The organism is Flavobacterium sp. (assembly GCF_027533505.1).
Taxonomy (GTDB): Bacteria; Bacteroidota; Bacteroidia; order Flavobacteriales; family Flavobacteriaceae; genus Flavobacterium.
The window spans coordinates 33051-47963 of sequence record NZ_JAPZUB010000025.1 but is presented as its reverse complement, the minus strand read 5'-3'; the positions used below and the strand labels follow the sequence as shown (position 1 = coordinate 47963).

The following is a 14913-nucleotide window of genomic DNA, read 5'->3' as shown; positions in this document are numbered from 1 at the left end:
TTATTACATATATTCTGTTCTAAAGTCTAAGAAAGATATTATCACAAAGACATTTTTGCAAGGCGGGCAAGGTAATTTATCCGCAGATATAGTGAAAAATTTGAGTATTGATTTACCGTCAATACCAGAACAAACCAAAATTGCCAATTTTCTATCGGCCATTGATGATAAAATCACACATTGCCAGTCCGAGTTGGACGGTATGGAGCGCTGGAAAAAGGGGTTGTTGCAACAGATGTTTTGTTAAGATGACGGAGGGGGAATTTATAAAAGCTATAAAAAACAAAAACCCAATAGCTTGATTTATAACAGGGGCTACTGGGAATAATATGATGCAAAGTAACTGATAAATTTTGAATTAAAAAATTTTTTATGAGATATTTAGATTTTGAGGAGATAATGTCAGCTCCTCGCATGAATAGATACTTAGATGCCTGTGGTGGTGATAGTAGAAAAGCCATGACTTTATATAGGTTAAATCTAAAATTATCCCAGCAATTATTTACAATTATTAGTTGCTTTGAAATTGCGTTAAGAAACAAAATTAACAACCATTATACTGTTACAATTGGTTCTAATTGGTTAGCAGAAAGCACAAAAACAACAGGAGTATTTAATGATTCAAAATGCAAAAGAACCAAACAAATAGTAAACAAAGGCATTAAGGCGGTTAGCCATCATTTTAATCAACATAAGCTTATAGCTGAAATGGATTTTGGAGATATTTATTTGCAAAACCTCAATTTAATGCTTGTGGTAAGACGTTATTAAAAATTTTTCCTGGGAAGCCAAAATCAACGCCTTCGATTCAATATAATCAAACATTTATTTTTAACGAATTAGAAAAAGTAAACAACATCCGAAATAGAATAGCACATCATGAAGCAATATGTTTTAGATTGGGTCATCCTATAATTGATACATCATATGTGAGTATGCACTATAGTGCTATTTTAAATCTTTTTAATTGGATGAATATTAATGAAAGTGAGTTGCTATATGGACTTAATCAAGTACATGTTAGCATTAAAAAAATTGATAATTTAATTTAAATAAATTACTTAAATCAAAATTTTACATAAATAAAAGAAGTCTAAAGTAGTCAAATTTCACCACGTTAAATAAACATTTTATGATTAGAATCTTTAACAACCAAATTAAAACTGAAATCTTGATTGATGACACTTTAAGTTGGATTATAGTTACACCAAAAATGCACCTTGAACCACCTCACATTCAAATTGAGATTTCAGTTTTTTTTATGTTAAGTCATGCAAATGAATGTGATGACTGTAAAAGTTTTATCAACGCATTTGGCAAGGATTCAATTGATTGGTTTATTGAATATGGTTCAAAGAAATACCAAATAATTACCAATGATATTGGTAAAGGTGACTACGGTTCTAATAAGATACAACAAACACGTTTTTCAGAATTTAATACTGGGACTTTAATTGTATTATCATTATTAGAGTTGGATGTCAACAAACTAAATGAGCTTCTTGAAGAAGCAGAAAACAATGAAGAATATGAGACGTGCAGTAGATATAGAGATTTAATTTCAGAAGCCAAAAAATAAATATGTCCAAACAATCCGAAGCCATATTAGAAGAACAATTGGTTGCCCAGCTCCAAAAAATGGGGTATGGTCTGGCCAGTATCACCAACGAACAAGAGCTGATTGCCAACTTGAAAAACCAGTTGGAAAAGCACAACCGTATTCAATTCTCAGCCACCGAATTTGAACGCGTTATGAATATATTATCCAAAGGTTCGGTATTTGAAAAAGCAAAAACGCTACGGGAGAAACAGCACATCATTCGGGACAACGGGGACAATTTGTACTTTGAGTTCATTAATACAGAGCATTGGTGTCAAAATCAGTTTCAAGTAACACATCAAGTCACCGTTGAGGGACAATACAAGAATCGCTATGATGTCACCTTATTAATCAACGGCTTGCCGTTGGTACAAATAGAATTAAAGCGTAGAGGTTTAGAGTTAAAAGAAGCGTTTAACCAAGTGAATCGCTATCAACGCCATTCCTTCGGTTCCAATTCGGGCTTATACCAATACGTTCAAATCTTTGTGATTAGCAACGGTGTAAACACGAAGTATTACGCCAACAATCGTAACCAATCATTCAAACAAACGTTCTATTGGACGGACAAAGAAAATAAACGCCTTACCAACATTCTCAACGGTTTTACCAGCGAGTTTTTGGAACCGTGCCATATCAGTAAAATGATATGCAAATACATTGTATTGAACGAAACCCATAAAATTCCAATGGTGTTACGTCCGTACCAATTCTATGCGGTTGAAGCATTAATTGACCGTGTAAAGAATAGTGTTCACAACGGCTATATCTGGCACACCACAGGAAGCGGTAAAACATTGACCTCATTCAAGGCTAGTCAAATTATCATGAATTTGCCACAGGTCAAAAAGGTAGTGTTTGTGGTTGACCGTAAAGACTTGGATTACCAGACCACTAAAGAGTTCAACAGCTTTAGCAAAGGAAGCATCGACGGAACCGATAACACCAAAATGCTGGTAGATAAGTTTGCTGATGATACCAAGTTGATTGTAACCACCATTCAAAAACTAAACACAGCCATAAGCAAAAAACAGCATCTCGAAAGGATGAATCGTCTTAAAGACGAACGTATTGTCTTTATCTTCGATGAATGTCACCGTAGCCAGTTCGGGGAAACACATAACCGTATCAAAGAATTTTTCAATAACATCCAACTCTTTGGATTTACTGGCACACCGATATTTGCCGATAACTCGGTAAAGAATGAATTGGGACGTAGAACCACTAAAGAACTTTTTGGTGACTGCTTACACAAATATGTGATTACGGATGCAATCAAAGACGAAAACGTATTGAAGTTTTCGGTGGAATATGTGGGACGGTACAAACAAAAAGAAGACCGCAACACCAATTTGGATATTGAAGTTGAAGATATTGATACCAAGGAGTTAATGGAGCATCCAACGCGATTGGAGAAGATTGTAGATTATATTCTGGCGCACCATGACCGTAAAACACATAGTCGAAACTTCACAGGGATGTTTTGTGTTTCAAGCGTTGAAACGTTGATTAAGTACTACGAAATATTTAAAAAGAAAAGAGAATCTGGCCAACATAGTTTAAAAATAGCCACCATATTCAGCTACTCGGCCAATGAAAACGATGCTGATGCCAACGGCTTTTTACCCGATGAATTGTCGGTAGTGGAAGAACCCAGAGCATTGTACGGATTGCAAGGACATAGCCGTGAAAAACTGGATGAATTTATTAACGATTACAACCAGTTGTACGATACCAAGTTTTCAACCAAAGACAGCGAGAGCTTCTATAAGTATTATAATGATGTAAGCAAAAATGTAAAAAATCGTAAAATTGATATTTTGCTGGTGGTCAATATGTTCCTAACTGGTTTTGATAGTCCAACACTCAATACATTATATGTAGATAAGAACCTCAAATACCATGGGTTAATTCAAGCCTATTCACGCACCAATAGGGTGTTGAATGAGATGAAATCCCAAGGGAATATTGTGGTGTTCCGAAACTTAAAAGACGTTACAGACCAAGCCATAACGCTATTTAGCAATAAGGATGCAATTGATGTAATTATTATGAAGCCGTATGAAGATTATGCGGTTAAATTTAATGAAGCGTATCAAAAACTTTTAGCGTTGGTTCCAAGTGTTGATTCCGTAAATGAATTGAGAACCGAGGATGAAGAACTAGAGTTTATTAAAGCGTTCCGTGAGTTAATGCGTATTCGCAATACCATGACCGCTTTTGCCGATTTTAGCTGGTCAGACCTTGAAATGGAGGAACAAGAGTTTGAAGACTACAAGAGCAAGTATTTGGATTTGCATGATAAGGTTAGAACCGAACATGAAAAAGACAAAGTGTCGATACTAGAGGATGTTGATTTTGAATTGGAGTTGTTGCACCGTGATGAAATCAACGTAGCCTATATACTTCAATTGCTGATGAAGTTAAAAACAGACAGCAAGAAAGATGCGGTGAAGACCGAAGCCGACATATTAAATTTATTGAGTGGTGAAGCCGATTTGAGAAGTAAACGCGAATTGATTGAGCGCTTTATTAAAGAGAACTTACCCATTATTGAAGACAGCGAAACCATACCGCAAGAGTTCGATAAATTTTGGAATGAAGAACAAGTTAAGGCTTTCAATAAAATAGTTTCCGAGGAGAATTTATCCCCAGAGAAGACCGAACGTCTTATTGAAAATTATTTGTTTTCAGAACAGGAACCGTTACGCGATGAAGTACTGGACTTGATACAAGGAAGCAAACCAACCATATTAGAACGCAAGAAGACAGGTGATAGAATCCTAGATAAGATTGTAACGTTTGTGAAAACGTTTGTGAGTGGGATAACTGGTTAACCTACCTCCCCCCGTTACCCCCTGTCCCCCCTCCGCCTTTTTGAGGTCTGCTATGGAATCCATGATAAGGCGAAGAAAAAATTTTGGGGATTTTGGGATAAAATATCTTTTTAAGGTACCTTTTTGTACCCAATACAATGGGGTAAACGCTCTTTAACATAATGACAAAAAACCAGGATGAGGCACCTTTTTATAGAGGTGTAAGCGAAAAATCAAACTGTTTAAGACAAATTATCTTTTAGTGATAAATGGTTTGATGTTTTGAGCTTTATCGAGCCATGAAAATTTATCGAGCTTTTGAATAATATACTGCTGTATTGAGATATTTGGTTCCATGCTTTCGCCAAACCAATGACAAATTATTTGGCTTCCCTCATAATTACTTAAAGGGTCATTGATGCTTTTAGGGCTATATAACCATACGGTATATATGTATTTTGGTAATAATCCATAAGAATCGTATTGAATCGTATTGCGATTAATTACCGATGGGATATTTAATCCCCATTCAATAGGATAGTCAGGTTCGATAAGTAATTTATTATAATGATTTAGTGATTCTTTACTCGGAGGTAAACCAGTTGCGTAAGTTTCAGCAAAGGTGAATCCTTTGATTCGTATTTTGTATCCGTCAAGGTAAAGGATGTAGTTTTCGTCTTCCATAGCTTTTTTTTAATAAATATTTTGACCGTGGAAAAAGTCGAAAAAAAGTTCAATTTTAATTCAATCGTACAAGAATCGTACAGATTTAAACAAATAAAAAACGCATCAATCTGATTATAAGACTAATGCGTTTTTACTAAGTGGAGAAGATGGGGCTCGAACCCACGACCTCTACGCTGCCAGCGTAGCGCTCTAGCCAACTGAGCTACATCCCCTTGGATGCGTTGCAAATATACTAATTTACCTATCAACCCCAAATATTTTTTTGATTTCTAAAGAATTGTATACTTAAAGCAAAAAAATACTGATTTATAGCAAATTATCGCAAAATTATTCTTAAAATTGTGCTTCTTTAAAAAAAAACGTACAAACTATTAACCTCAACCGAAAATGAAAAAAATTACTTTGTTGACATCCTTATTGGTTTCTTTTTTGGGTCAGGCACAAATCATTGCCTCTCAAAACTTCGATACGGCTTTAGGCTGGACTTCCACTACAACAGCTAGTGATGCGGGAACAACCATCAGTGCATGGTCTCGCAGAACCTCCGGGACCAATCCAACCTGTGCTACTTTTGCAGGTGCCGGGATGGCTCGTTTCGCCTCGTATTCCATTCCTAACAACGGAACAGGTCGTCTCACTTCGCCTGCAATAACTTTTGCAGGGGCAAATTACCGTGTGAAGTTAAAAATGTTCCGCGATTCAGGATATCCTACCGATGCTGATAACATTCAGGTTTTCTACAACACTACTTCCGCAGCTGGAGGAACTTTGTTGGGAACTGTTAACCGTTCACGTCAATTGGCGCCTATTGTACCCGCCGATGGTTGGTACAGCTACTCTTTTGATATACCTGGAACGGTTTCAGGTACAGGATATATCAATATCTTGGGAACTTCAAGATACGGGAACAACATTTTTATCGATGAAATCACGGTTGAGCAAATCCAAGCAATCGACGCAGAAACTACAACGGTGGATATGAATCCAATTGTTTTGGCAGGTTCTAAAGTGATTACGGGTTCGATTAAAAATATGGGAACATCTGCTATCAACACAATGACTGTAAATTGGCAAATTGGTACAGGAACCATCTATTCACAAACTTTCTCTGGATTGAACATAGCGATGGGGCAGTCGTACACGTTTACGCACAATGACCAATGGAATGCTACTCCTGGAAATTATCTTTTAAAAGTTTGGGTATCCAATGTAAATGGAGCTGGAAATGACGGCGACACAACGAATGATATGGTAACCAAAAACGTTTCTGTAGCCAGCGGTTCTACAGCACGTCTTCCTTTGTATGAAAAGTTTTCGAGTTCAACATGTCCTCCTTGTTTTTCATTCAACACCAACTTCTTTACACCTTTCTACAATACAGGAGCCAACCAAAATAATTTAGCATTGATTTCCTATCAAGTGAACTGGCCAGGGGCAGGAGACCCTTACTATACATCTGAAATTGGTGAGCGCGTAGGGTATTATGGTGTTACGGGTGCACCTACTTTATTTGTAGATGCCAAAGAAGGTACGAGTTTCAGCACATCACAATTGCAAACGGCTTTAGATGCCGCATTAACTGAACCTGCTTACTTCGGTATCAATGCCACGCGTTTATTGAATGGATCCGATTTAACAGTTACAGTAAACACAACACCCTACCTTTCTGGAAATTATACCATTCATGCTGTTGTAGTAGAAGGGGTAACTACGGGTAACGTAGCGACTAACGGCGAAACCTCTTTTAAAAACGTGGTCATGAAAATGTTACCCGATGCCAGTGGAACTAATGTTAATTTTACCTTCAATACGCCGTCTTCAATTACATTACAAGAAACTTTAACGGGATTGAATATTGAAGAACTATCAGATATTAAAGTAATTGTATTCATTCAAAATGATGTAACCAAAGCCATTATGCAAGCTGCTTTTGCCACCGATGCATTATCTAATGGTTCCTTTACGGCACAAAATATCGCTCGTTTATTCCCCAATCCTTCCAACGGAATTCTACAAGTAGCTACTGAAGGTACGGTAAATATTACCGTTACGGATATGACTGGAAAAGTAGTATATCGTGCTAATGCGCTTGAAAATGGGGGTCAAATGAATTTGACTTCGTTGCAAAAAGGAATGTACTTAGCGACCATGACCAATGAAGCAGGCGCTTCTCAAACCCAAAAAATTATTTTAAATTAATTTATAGTAAACGGGGAGATTAGCCGTCTCCCCATTAACACTCCCCAAAAAAATAGATTATGAAAAAGATTGCTCTCTTCGGAATGTTAGCCATGATGGGTTTTACCCAGGCACAAATTGCAGTTACCCGTCACAATAATACACCTGTTGCTTCAGGTCAAGTGATTGCCTTTAATTCAACGCTGTATCCACAAGGTTCGTTGGATTTTTATGTTAAAAATTTATCGACAACAGCTTCGGTAAATGTGCGTATTAACTGTACTTCATTAGTCAATACAGACGGTGAAGGTTTTGAATTGTGTTTTGCTAATGAATGCTTATCATCGGTAGAGGAAGGAATGAATTATCCCGTAAATCTTCCTTTTTTGACACTACCTCCGGGGGGTCAAAGCGGCAATGATGGACACTTTTACAACACCGTATTAGGTTCAGCACCTTACCCTAAAGATTATTCCTTCCGTTTTTTCCAAGCAGGAAATCCTTCGGGGAATTTTGTTGACGTAACCTATCGTTTTGACCCAGCGCTTTCGGTGAGCGATATCGAACAATTGCAGCAAAATGGGGTGTTGATCAAAGCCACTACTTTTACTTCAGAATTAACGTTGGATGTCTTGAAGGCATCGCAAGTTCAGGTTTTTGATGTTCAAGGAAAATCAGTGCTACAACGCGATTTACCTTATGGGATTCATACCTTAGACACCAGCGCATGGCAAACCGGTATGTATATTATACAATTTACCGATGCTTATGGAAATGTAGGTACCAAAAAAGTGATCAAAAACTAATACGTTTCACAATGTATATAAAAAGACCTGCTCATTTGAACAGGTCTTTTTTTATTCTAAAAACTATTGATCCATTGCTCCACCAGTTGAACGCCCTCTCGATGTTGCACTGAGCGTCCTATAGCTGGCATAATGTAAAATAAATCGGTAGTGGTTTGCATGCGGTAATGGAGAATCGATTGGCCCACATTATTGGGTTGTACTATACGACCATTGTAGCCCGGTAAGGTGTGTAAAGCACCCACGCCTACACCCATGTTTTCAGGGTCGCTCGTATCTGTGTACTCCATGCGTAACGGATGCACTTGCGCTTCTCCACCCACGCGGTGACAATGGGCACAGTTGGCGTCAAAATACGCCCGAACACGATCGGTAATCGGTAAAGCGGTGTTGTTGTAGTTGGGAACAGTGGTTATTGACGACGGTAAATTAGATTCCAAATACCCTGCATTTATCCATTGTGTCAGTTGGTTTTGTGTACCTGAATAATTCCAATTTAGATTTTGAGGTTTGATGCCAATCGGTGTTTTTTGCTGCGTCACCAAATCGCCATGACAGCGGTTGCATTCAACGGTGGTGTTGGGGGTTCTGTAGTTGAAAGTTAGGGTTTCACTACCCTGTTGAATCGTGAGCGTGCGCGAAGTACTGGCCGTTTCCAGAAAGGCTTCTGTTTGTTCGGGATTCCAAATGTATTCGGCAAAAATCCAACCCGTACTTTTTCGAATCATTACCCGCGTTTCTATAATTTTTGTGGTTAATCCAGGGAGTACCGTGTTGTAGTAAAATACCTTAACCAATGCGGCACCCACGGGCAAATTCAACACCTCGCGATCGCTCACATAGGTCGCTTTGGTATTATTTGGCATCCAAACAAAACGTTTTTTTAAGGCATAATCCGTAAATAGTTCACTGGATGGTTGGTAGGGGAGAACTCCTATTGCGGGGATTAAATTTTTCAATTCTCCTTCAAAAAAACGATAATCCGATAGTTTAGCATAGGGTACTTGCGAAAGGTCGCATTGCACCGGACTTTCGGGTATCGCCGTATATTCTGATTCATTCGACGAGCAGGAAATCAGTAGCCTTACTATAACAAGACTGAAGAAAATCCCTTTGAGTCGAATCATTTTCATTTAAAATGATGTATTAAACGTTAGTGTAAGACCCGAACTTTCAGGCACAAAACGGCAAACACCTCCCACACACACCAAACCGCCGCGTTGACGACCGTAATTAAGACCCAAACGGGTTGCTTTATTTCGAAATGCCCCACCAATGTTGTAGTAATGATTTCGGTAATGACTCAAATCGTTTCCATAGTTGTACAAATCATAAACATACATCGAGAACTTGGAATTAAAGTTGAATTCAACCGTAGCGGCAGCCCAATTTTTTCGATCATAATCGGCCCACATGTGTTCGCCCATGACGCGAATGGATTGTCCTTTGTCAAATTTGTAAATGGCTTCTCCAGCCACGATATGGGTATTTACTTCACCAGCAGCATCTTCAATATACTGTCGGTTGTAATATTGCTTAATATAACTTACCTGAGTAAACCATTTGTTGGTCCATTTTTTGGTGATTTCAAAGTTAAAGTCCGAGAACATCCGTTGGCCAAATCCTAAGAAATCGGTGTCGTAATCTTGCGGATTGAAAATGAAGAATGTACCGCTTAATGCATTGTAATTCGAAAAATTCATGGCGACTTTAGTACCGTATTTTCCACCTAAGGCCGTTCCTTTTTTGAAATCGTAAAACATGTCGATTTGCCCCCCAATTTCACCCGCTTTCACAAAATCGGATCCTGCTAATAGTACATTGGGTTGGGCTTGATACACATAAATATTGGCCAAATTGTAATGGTGTTGTTTGGTCAAACTGGGAATAAAATTCATGATTCGATCGTTGAACACATTTCCTTTGGCGGCCCGTTCGGAGAAAAATCCCATGTTTTCGAGACGTCGGAACGTTCCATCTATACCAAACCCTTTTTTGGAATACCCCATGTTTAATAAAATGGCGCTACCGGGTTTGATTAAGCGATTGTCGATTTGCCCTGGCGCTTGTACAACTGCATCGGGCGATTTGTAATTGTATTCCCCCGACAGATAGAAGGATTGGTGGGTAAGACTGATGCGTCCCACATAGGCATTGGTCAAGGCATCAAAATTTGGATTTACAATATCCGTTTTTTCATACCGTCCAACATAACTACCACCGAAACTCAAGTCGGTTGTTTCCCATTTAAAAACTTTGGAGAGCCCCCATTCAAAGTCCCCACCAAAAATTTGTGCATCGGTGACATCAAATCCGGTACGCTGCTGTCCATACACCATTTTTAAGGTAAAATGAGTTACAGGTTTTAAAATCACCCGTCCACCGCGCAAGGCATTGTTGATTCCTAAAGCACGGTCTTCCCAACTTCGAAACAGTAAACCACTGCCAAATTGTTCATAGAAATACCCAGCGGTGGCCTCCAATTGATCTCCTTTGTATTGGACAAAATAAGTGGCTACGTTGGTTCCATTGAACTTGGGATTCATGTTCAACAAGGCATTTTGCTCATACGCTTCGCCTTGAATACCAAACGTCCATTTTTTATAGTTGTAGTTCAAAAACAAATAACTGTTGGAACGCAGAGGTTCTTCGGGTTGCGCCGTGGGATTGTTAAACTCGTCTTTGAGCCCTTTGTCATTCAAATACCATTGGGTATTGGTTTCAAATCCACCACTCAGGACCCCAGCGGCATTGGTGTTGTTTTGGGCATGCATCAAAAAAGAACAGCAGAGGAATCCGATGCACGAAAGGCCAAAAAAAGAAAACGTTTTCATGAATTATAATTGCTTCAATTTGGCTAATAATGCAGCTTCACTTCCCGGGACATACCCGTTTTGGATATGCACGATTTGTCCGTTTTTGACCACAATGGTGTAGGGGATATTTACAATGGTCAACGCTCTTTTTAAATCTTGGTTGGTATCCAACAAAATCGTATACGGCCATCCTTTTCCATTGACCAATGGTTTCACTCTTTTTTGAGTGCGCGCATCGTCGGTCGATACCGCGATAACTTCTAAATTGAGTTCTTTTTTCCAGTCCTCAATCACATCGTTTAATTCGTCCAATTCATTGATACAAGGGCCGCACCATGTCGCCCAAAAAGAGATAATATAGAGCTTGTCTTTTTCTACAAAATCGCGGTTTAATACGACGGATTTTCCTTCAAGATTGGTTAGGGTAACTTCAGGTAATGTGCTTTGTGCTGTTGTCAAAAAACAAGAAAGCAAGAGTAAAAAAAATATATTTTTCATTATTCAAGGGTAAGGTGCTACAAATAAATAAATAATATTATAAATTTTAAATGATTTTTCTTTTTATTTGTATGCTTTAAATTTTAAATTGATTTTGCTATGAAATTTAAGATCACAACGGCTTTTTTGGCAATGGTTTTCCTAATGGTTTCATGTCAAGACACCGAGATTATTGAAAACCGTCCTGATGGATCATCTACTGCGCCTCCTATTTCAGGATACTTCAAAAAAAATGTGTTAATTGAAGATTACACAGGCACTTGGTGTGGCAATTGTACCCGTGTAGCATGGGCTATTGAAGAAGCCAAAGCAGCCTCTGATAAAGTTGTTTCTGTGGCTATTCACAACGGGAATGATCCTTTTCATTTCCCTGGGATAGCGCCGTTAAAAAATTTAATTTTACCCAACTCGCCACTTGCTTTACCCGTTTCTCGTTTAAACCGCATGATTGTTTGGGGTTTTCCCGAAACGTCAAATGTGCAACAAGCTTTGGATTTGACCTCAAATAACGCAACCATTGGTTTGGCTATGAACTCTACGGTAGCCAACGGGAATATCAATTTGGATGTGAAAATCAAATGCTTAGATGATTATCAAAATCTGAAGTTGGTGGTGTATTTGTTGGAAGACAAATTACTTTTTAACCAACGAAACTATTACAACGATTTATACAATGGGGTGAACCCTATTCCTAATTTTGAGCACAATCACGTTTTGCGTGCTTCGTTAACCAATATCGTTGGGGAAACGATTACAGGCACGGTAAATGGGGCAACGCTTACACGCAATTTCTCCATTCCGATTCCTACTATAACACCTCCCTCTAATTTTCCGAATGCACCTCAGATTACTCCAGAAAATATCAGCTTTGTGGCCTTCGTGACGCGTGGAGAAGACAATATAGTGATCAATGCAAGGGAGGCGAAAGCCAATGAAAATCAAAACTTCCAAGAGAATCCCTAAAAAATACCTCTAAGGCTGTTCCAACCGAACAGCCTTTTTTTATAGAAGAAATCATTGTTTTTATGAAATTTTTAGTGCTATTCCTGCAATCAGCCATCGATAAAAAACTTCAAGAAGCTCCCGATAATGGGTATGCAATCGGCGTTTGGATAGGAAACCTATTGCCTTTTGTGGTATTGGTGGGCTTGGCGTATCTGCTTTATTACCGTTCCAAAAACCGAAAGGATTAGAATAAAACCGTATTTTTGTCGGGTAAATTACCAGTATGAGTACCATTCGAATCACCAAACAATTTAGTTTTGAAACCGGACATGCCTTGTATGGCTATGATGGAAAATGTAAAAACGTTCACGGACACAGTTACAAGTTATCGGTTACCGTTATCGGTCAGCCGATTACCGATACGTCAAATGTAAAATACGGAATGGTGATTGATTTTACCGATTTGAAAAAAATCGTAAAAGAAGAAATAGTCGACGTGTTTGACCATGCTACGGTATTCAATAAAAACACGCCCCATGTTGAATTAGCTCGGGAGCTACAACAGCGCGGGCATCATGTTATTTTGGTCGATTACCAACCTACGAGTGAAAATATGGTGATTGATTTTGCTACAAAAATCAGCAACCGTCTCCCCGCAAATATTCAACTCTTTTCGTTACGATTACAAGAAACGGAGACGTCTTATGCCGAATGGTATGCGTCTGATAATGCGTAAGTATGGCCAAAAAAATCTATTTTGCTTCCGACCAACATTTGGGTGCGCCGACTGCTGAAGCGAGCTTTCCACGCGAACAGAAGTTTGTAGCGTGGCTGGACATCGTGAAGCAAGATGCGGAAGCTATTTTTTTGCTCGGCGATTTATTTGATTTTTGGTTTGAATATAAAACGGTTGTTCCCAAAGGTTTTGTACGTGTTTTGGGTAAATTGGCCGAAATTCGCGACAGCGGGATACCGATTTATTTCTTTGTAGGCAATCACGATTTGTGGATGCACGATTATTTTGAGAAGGAATTGAACATTCCTGTGTATCACGACAATAAACAATTTACGTTTTACGGCAAGTCGTTTCTCATTGGACACGGCGATGGAAAAGGTCCTGGCGATAAAGGCTACAAACGCATGAAAAAAGTCTTTACGCATCCCGTCTCAAAATGGGTTTATCGCTGGTTGCATCCCGATCTAGGTGTTCGTTTAGCCCAGTATCTTTCGGTTAAAAACAAACTGATTTCGGGAGAAGCCGATGTGAAGTTCTTGGGCGAAGATAACGAATGGCTGGTACAATATTGCAAACGAAAATTACAAACGCAGCACTACGATTACTTTGTGTTTGGCCACCGACACTTACCCATGACCATAGCGTTAAATGAACAATCGACCTACATCAATCTTGGGGATTGGATTGGGTATTTCACCTATGGCGTTTTTGATGGCACTCGAATGACCCTCGAAAAATTTGAGCTATAATTTCCGTCCAATCAAATTGACAGTAGGCGTGCGAATCGTGCTTTTACTGGGCTTTTTATAAAAGTAAAATGCAAAATCATAGTTGATCCAAACATTGGCATTGAATAACTCTTCCGTTTCTTTTTCGGTAACGACATCCCGGTATTTCGTATAAAAGTTGGTTTCGTCCGAACATTGAAATTTAACTAAGGTTTGCTCTTCCAAGGGAGGTGAAATCACGGTTTGATTGGCGTCAACATAGTCGACCAATTCAATAGAAACCAAAATTTCTTCTCCTGACGTTAGGAGATAATCGACCGGGGTGTTGATTTTGTTTTTTTGTTTCGGTTCTAAAGTTTGAACGGGTGAAATGTACACGGGGATGGCCTGAAGGGGTGAAATGTTGGTGCGTTGTATGACTTCTCTATTCACCACTACTTTATAAAAAAGAATGCGGTATTTGGTAGGATGTACCACCTTTTTGACATACCATTGCACGTGTTCCAAGGCCAAGTCAAACGCTTGATCATTCGATAGTAAAATTCCAAAGAACAATTGTTTTTGCAGATACATACCTCTTGAATGCGGTAAAATGCGGTTGTGTTCGCCCAAGGTAATTTTTCCGGGTTGGACGCCAACGACTACTTCGTCCAATGCATATATTTTTTTCTTGAGGTAAACGATATCATTTAAACTGTCTTTTGAAAACCCTTTGGGTTCGAAATTAAATTTGGAAAAGGTAATCGAGTCAAACACTATTTGTGGCAACGTCAATGCCTCTTTTTCAGGAGCGATACCTTCAAAAACTTTCTTTTTTTGATGAAAAAGTTGGAAATTGACCTCAGGTAAAAATTCGCTGGTTTCCTCATCCAAAAGGAGAAGTTTGCTAGGTTGCGCAATTCCTAAACAGGAAAAAAGTAGAAGCCAGAAAAGAAGAAAGTCCCGCATTGAATTTAAAATTTGAAGGTACAAAAAATCTGAATGTCTTTTGAAAACAGCACGTGAATTCAGCCCCGATCACAGAGGCATCCCCCGATTTATTCGGGGATATAGCGAAGAGCGGGACCGTGTTGCGAAGAACGATGGAGTTGTTGCTGCCTAAG

At 38.8% G+C, this 14913-nt stretch carries 15 protein-coding genes and 1 tRNA gene; 10 read left to right on the top strand and 6 right to left on the bottom strand.

Annotation, left to right across the window (positions count from 1 at the left end; all coding sequences use genetic code 11):
- The 4 genes from O9316_RS05525 to O9316_RS05510 all read left to right on the top strand — a co-directional run.
- Window positions 1-247, top strand: a 247-nt coding sequence (locus O9316_RS05525) for a restriction endonuclease subunit S (RefSeq protein WP_298205608.1), incomplete at its 5' end; no start/stop codon positions are given.
- 125 nt (window positions 248-372) lie between these two features.
- The gene (locus O9316_RS05520) at window positions 373-771 is read left to right on the top strand and encodes an Abi family protein (protein ID WP_298205609.1); all 399 of its coding nucleotides are present in this window, start codon (window positions 373-375) and stop codon (window positions 769-771) included.
- A gap of 361 nt (window positions 772-1132) precedes the next feature.
- Window positions 1133-1579 (top strand): hypothetical protein, encoded by a 447-nt coding sequence (locus O9316_RS05515; RefSeq protein WP_287785683.1) that lies wholly within the window; start codon window positions 1133-1135, stop codon window positions 1577-1579.
- Between the two features lie 2 nt (window positions 1580-1581).
- The gene (locus O9316_RS05510) at window positions 1582-4437 is read left to right on the top strand and encodes a type I restriction endonuclease subunit R (protein ID WP_298205611.1); all 2856 of its coding nucleotides are present in this window, start codon (window positions 1582-1584) and stop codon (window positions 4435-4437) included.
- Window positions 4438-4668: 231 nt separating this feature from the next.
- Here O9316_RS05510 and O9316_RS05505 read toward each other — a convergent pair whose 3' ends face one another.
- Together O9316_RS05505 and O9316_RS05500 are read right to left on the bottom strand one after the other, a co-directional pair.
- Window positions 4669-5100 (bottom strand): hypothetical protein, encoded by a 432-nt coding sequence (locus O9316_RS05505; RefSeq protein WP_298205612.1) that lies wholly within the window; start codon window positions 5098-5100, stop codon window positions 4669-4671.
- Window positions 5101-5241: 141 nt separating this feature from the next.
- A tRNA-Ala gene (locus O9316_RS05500) sits at window positions 5242-5315 on the bottom strand.
- Window positions 5316-5490: 175 nt separating this feature from the next.
- Here O9316_RS05500 and O9316_RS05495 point away from each other — a divergent pair.
- Entirely contained in the window at window positions 5491-7302 is a 1812-nt protein-coding gene (locus O9316_RS05495) for a T9SS type A sorting domain-containing protein (RefSeq protein ID WP_298205613.1), read from the top strand.
- Between the two features lie 59 nt (window positions 7303-7361).
- Window positions 7362-8087, top strand: a complete 726-nt coding sequence (locus O9316_RS05490; RefSeq protein ID WP_288040926.1) for a T9SS type A sorting domain-containing protein — start codon at window positions 7362-7364, stop codon at window positions 8085-8087.
- Window positions 8088-8143: 56 nt separating this feature from the next.
- Here the strand turns inward: O9316_RS05490 and O9316_RS05485 are convergent, their stop codons facing one another.
- Genes O9316_RS05485 through O9316_RS05475 form a run of 3 tightly spaced genes read right to left on the bottom strand, consistent with a single transcriptional unit; the run spans window position 8144 to window position 11401 of the window.
- Complete coding sequence (locus O9316_RS05485; protein WP_298205614.1) at window positions 8144-9220, bottom strand: hypothetical protein; 1077 nt, start codon at window positions 9218-9220, stop codon at window positions 8144-8146.
- Complete coding sequence (locus O9316_RS05480) at window positions 9221-10921, bottom strand: DUF6029 family protein (RefSeq protein WP_298205615.1); 1701 nt, start codon at window positions 10919-10921, stop codon at window positions 9221-9223. It lies immediately after the preceding gene.
- A gap of 3 nt (window positions 10922-10924) precedes the next feature.
- Window positions 10925-11401 carry a TlpA disulfide reductase family protein gene (locus O9316_RS05475; protein WP_298205616.1) on the bottom strand — a complete coding sequence of 159 codons (477 nt, stop codon included), beginning with the start codon at window positions 11399-11401 and terminating at the stop codon, window positions 10925-10927.
- A 99-nt stretch (window positions 11402-11500) separates the two neighbouring features.
- Here O9316_RS05475 and O9316_RS05470 point away from each other — a divergent pair, with 99 nt between their 5' ends.
- The 4 genes from O9316_RS05470 to O9316_RS05455 all read left to right on the top strand — a co-directional run bounded on the left by O9316_RS05470 (window position 11501) and on the right by O9316_RS05455 (window position 13831).
- Window positions 11501-12364 (top strand): Omp28-related outer membrane protein, encoded by an 864-nt coding sequence (locus O9316_RS05470; protein ID WP_298205617.1) that lies wholly within the window; start codon window positions 11501-11503, stop codon window positions 12362-12364.
- A gap of 62 nt (window positions 12365-12426) precedes the next feature.
- Entirely contained in the window at window positions 12427-12594 is a 168-nt protein-coding gene (locus tag O9316_RS05465) for a hypothetical protein (RefSeq protein ID WP_200798314.1), read from the top strand.
- A 35-nt stretch (window positions 12595-12629) separates the two neighbouring features.
- A complete protein-coding gene (locus tag O9316_RS05460; RefSeq protein ID WP_298205618.1) occupies window positions 12630-13082 on the top strand; it encodes a 6-carboxytetrahydropterin synthase in 453 nt (150 codons plus the stop codon).
- 2 nt (window positions 13083-13084) lie between these two features.
- A complete protein-coding gene (locus tag O9316_RS05455) occupies window positions 13085-13831 on the top strand; it encodes a UDP-2,3-diacylglucosamine diphosphatase (RefSeq protein ID WP_298205619.1) in 747 nt (248 codons plus the stop codon).
- Here O9316_RS05455 and O9316_RS05450 read toward each other — a convergent pair.
- Window positions 13826-14758: a hypothetical protein gene (locus O9316_RS05450; RefSeq protein ID WP_298205620.1), complete on the bottom strand. Its 933-nt coding sequence runs from the start codon at window positions 14756-14758 to the stop codon at window positions 13826-13828. The two genes, O9316_RS05455 and O9316_RS05450, sit on opposite strands and share 6 nt — an antisense overlap.
- Between the last annotated feature and the right edge of the window lie 155 nt (window positions 14759-14913).

Excerpts from the sequence above, each read along its gene's own strand:
- O9316_RS05465 (WP_200798314.1), top strand. The coding sequence starts at position 12,427 with ATGAAATTTTTAGTGCTATTCCTGCAATCAGCCATCGATAAAAAACTT.
- O9316_RS05510 (WP_298205611.1), top strand. The coding sequence starts at position 1,582 with ATGTCCAAACAATCCGAAGCCATATTAGAAGAACAATTGGTTGCCCAG.
- O9316_RS05505 (WP_298205612.1), bottom strand. The coding sequence starts at position 5,100 with ATGGAAGACGAAAACTACATCCTTTACCTTGACGGATACAAAATACGA.
- O9316_RS05495 (WP_298205613.1), top strand. The coding sequence starts at position 5,491 with ATGAAAAAAATTACTTTGTTGACATCCTTATTGGTTTCTTTTTTGGGT.
- O9316_RS05515 (WP_287785683.1), top strand. The coding sequence starts at position 1,133 with ATGATTAGAATCTTTAACAACCAAATTAAAACTGAAATCTTGATTGAT.
- O9316_RS05450 (WP_298205620.1), bottom strand. The coding sequence starts at position 14,758 with ATGCGGGACTTTCTTCTTTTCTGGCTTCTACTTTTTTCCTGTTTAGGA.
- O9316_RS05480 (WP_298205615.1), bottom strand. The coding sequence starts at position 10,921 with ATGAAAACGTTTTCTTTTTTTGGCCTTTCGTGCATCGGATTCCTCTGC.
- O9316_RS05520 (WP_298205609.1), top strand. The coding sequence starts at position 373 with ATGAGATATTTAGATTTTGAGGAGATAATGTCAGCTCCTCGCATGAAT.
- O9316_RS05470 (WP_298205617.1), top strand. The coding sequence starts at position 11,501 with ATGAAATTTAAGATCACAACGGCTTTTTTGGCAATGGTTTTCCTAATG.
- O9316_RS05475 (WP_298205616.1), bottom strand. The coding sequence starts at position 11,401 with ATGAAAAATATATTTTTTTTACTCTTGCTTTCTTGTTTTTTGACAACA.
- O9316_RS05490 (WP_288040926.1), top strand. The coding sequence starts at position 7,362 with ATGAAAAAGATTGCTCTCTTCGGAATGTTAGCCATGATGGGTTTTACC.
- O9316_RS05485 (WP_298205614.1), bottom strand. The coding sequence starts at position 9,220 with ATGAAAATGATTCGACTCAAAGGGATTTTCTTCAGTCTTGTTATAGTA.
- O9316_RS05460 (WP_298205618.1), top strand. The coding sequence starts at position 12,630 with ATGAGTACCATTCGAATCACCAAACAATTTAGTTTTGAAACCGGACAT.
- O9316_RS05455 (WP_298205619.1), top strand. The coding sequence starts at position 13,085 with ATGGCCAAAAAAATCTATTTTGCTTCCGACCAACATTTGGGTGCGCCG.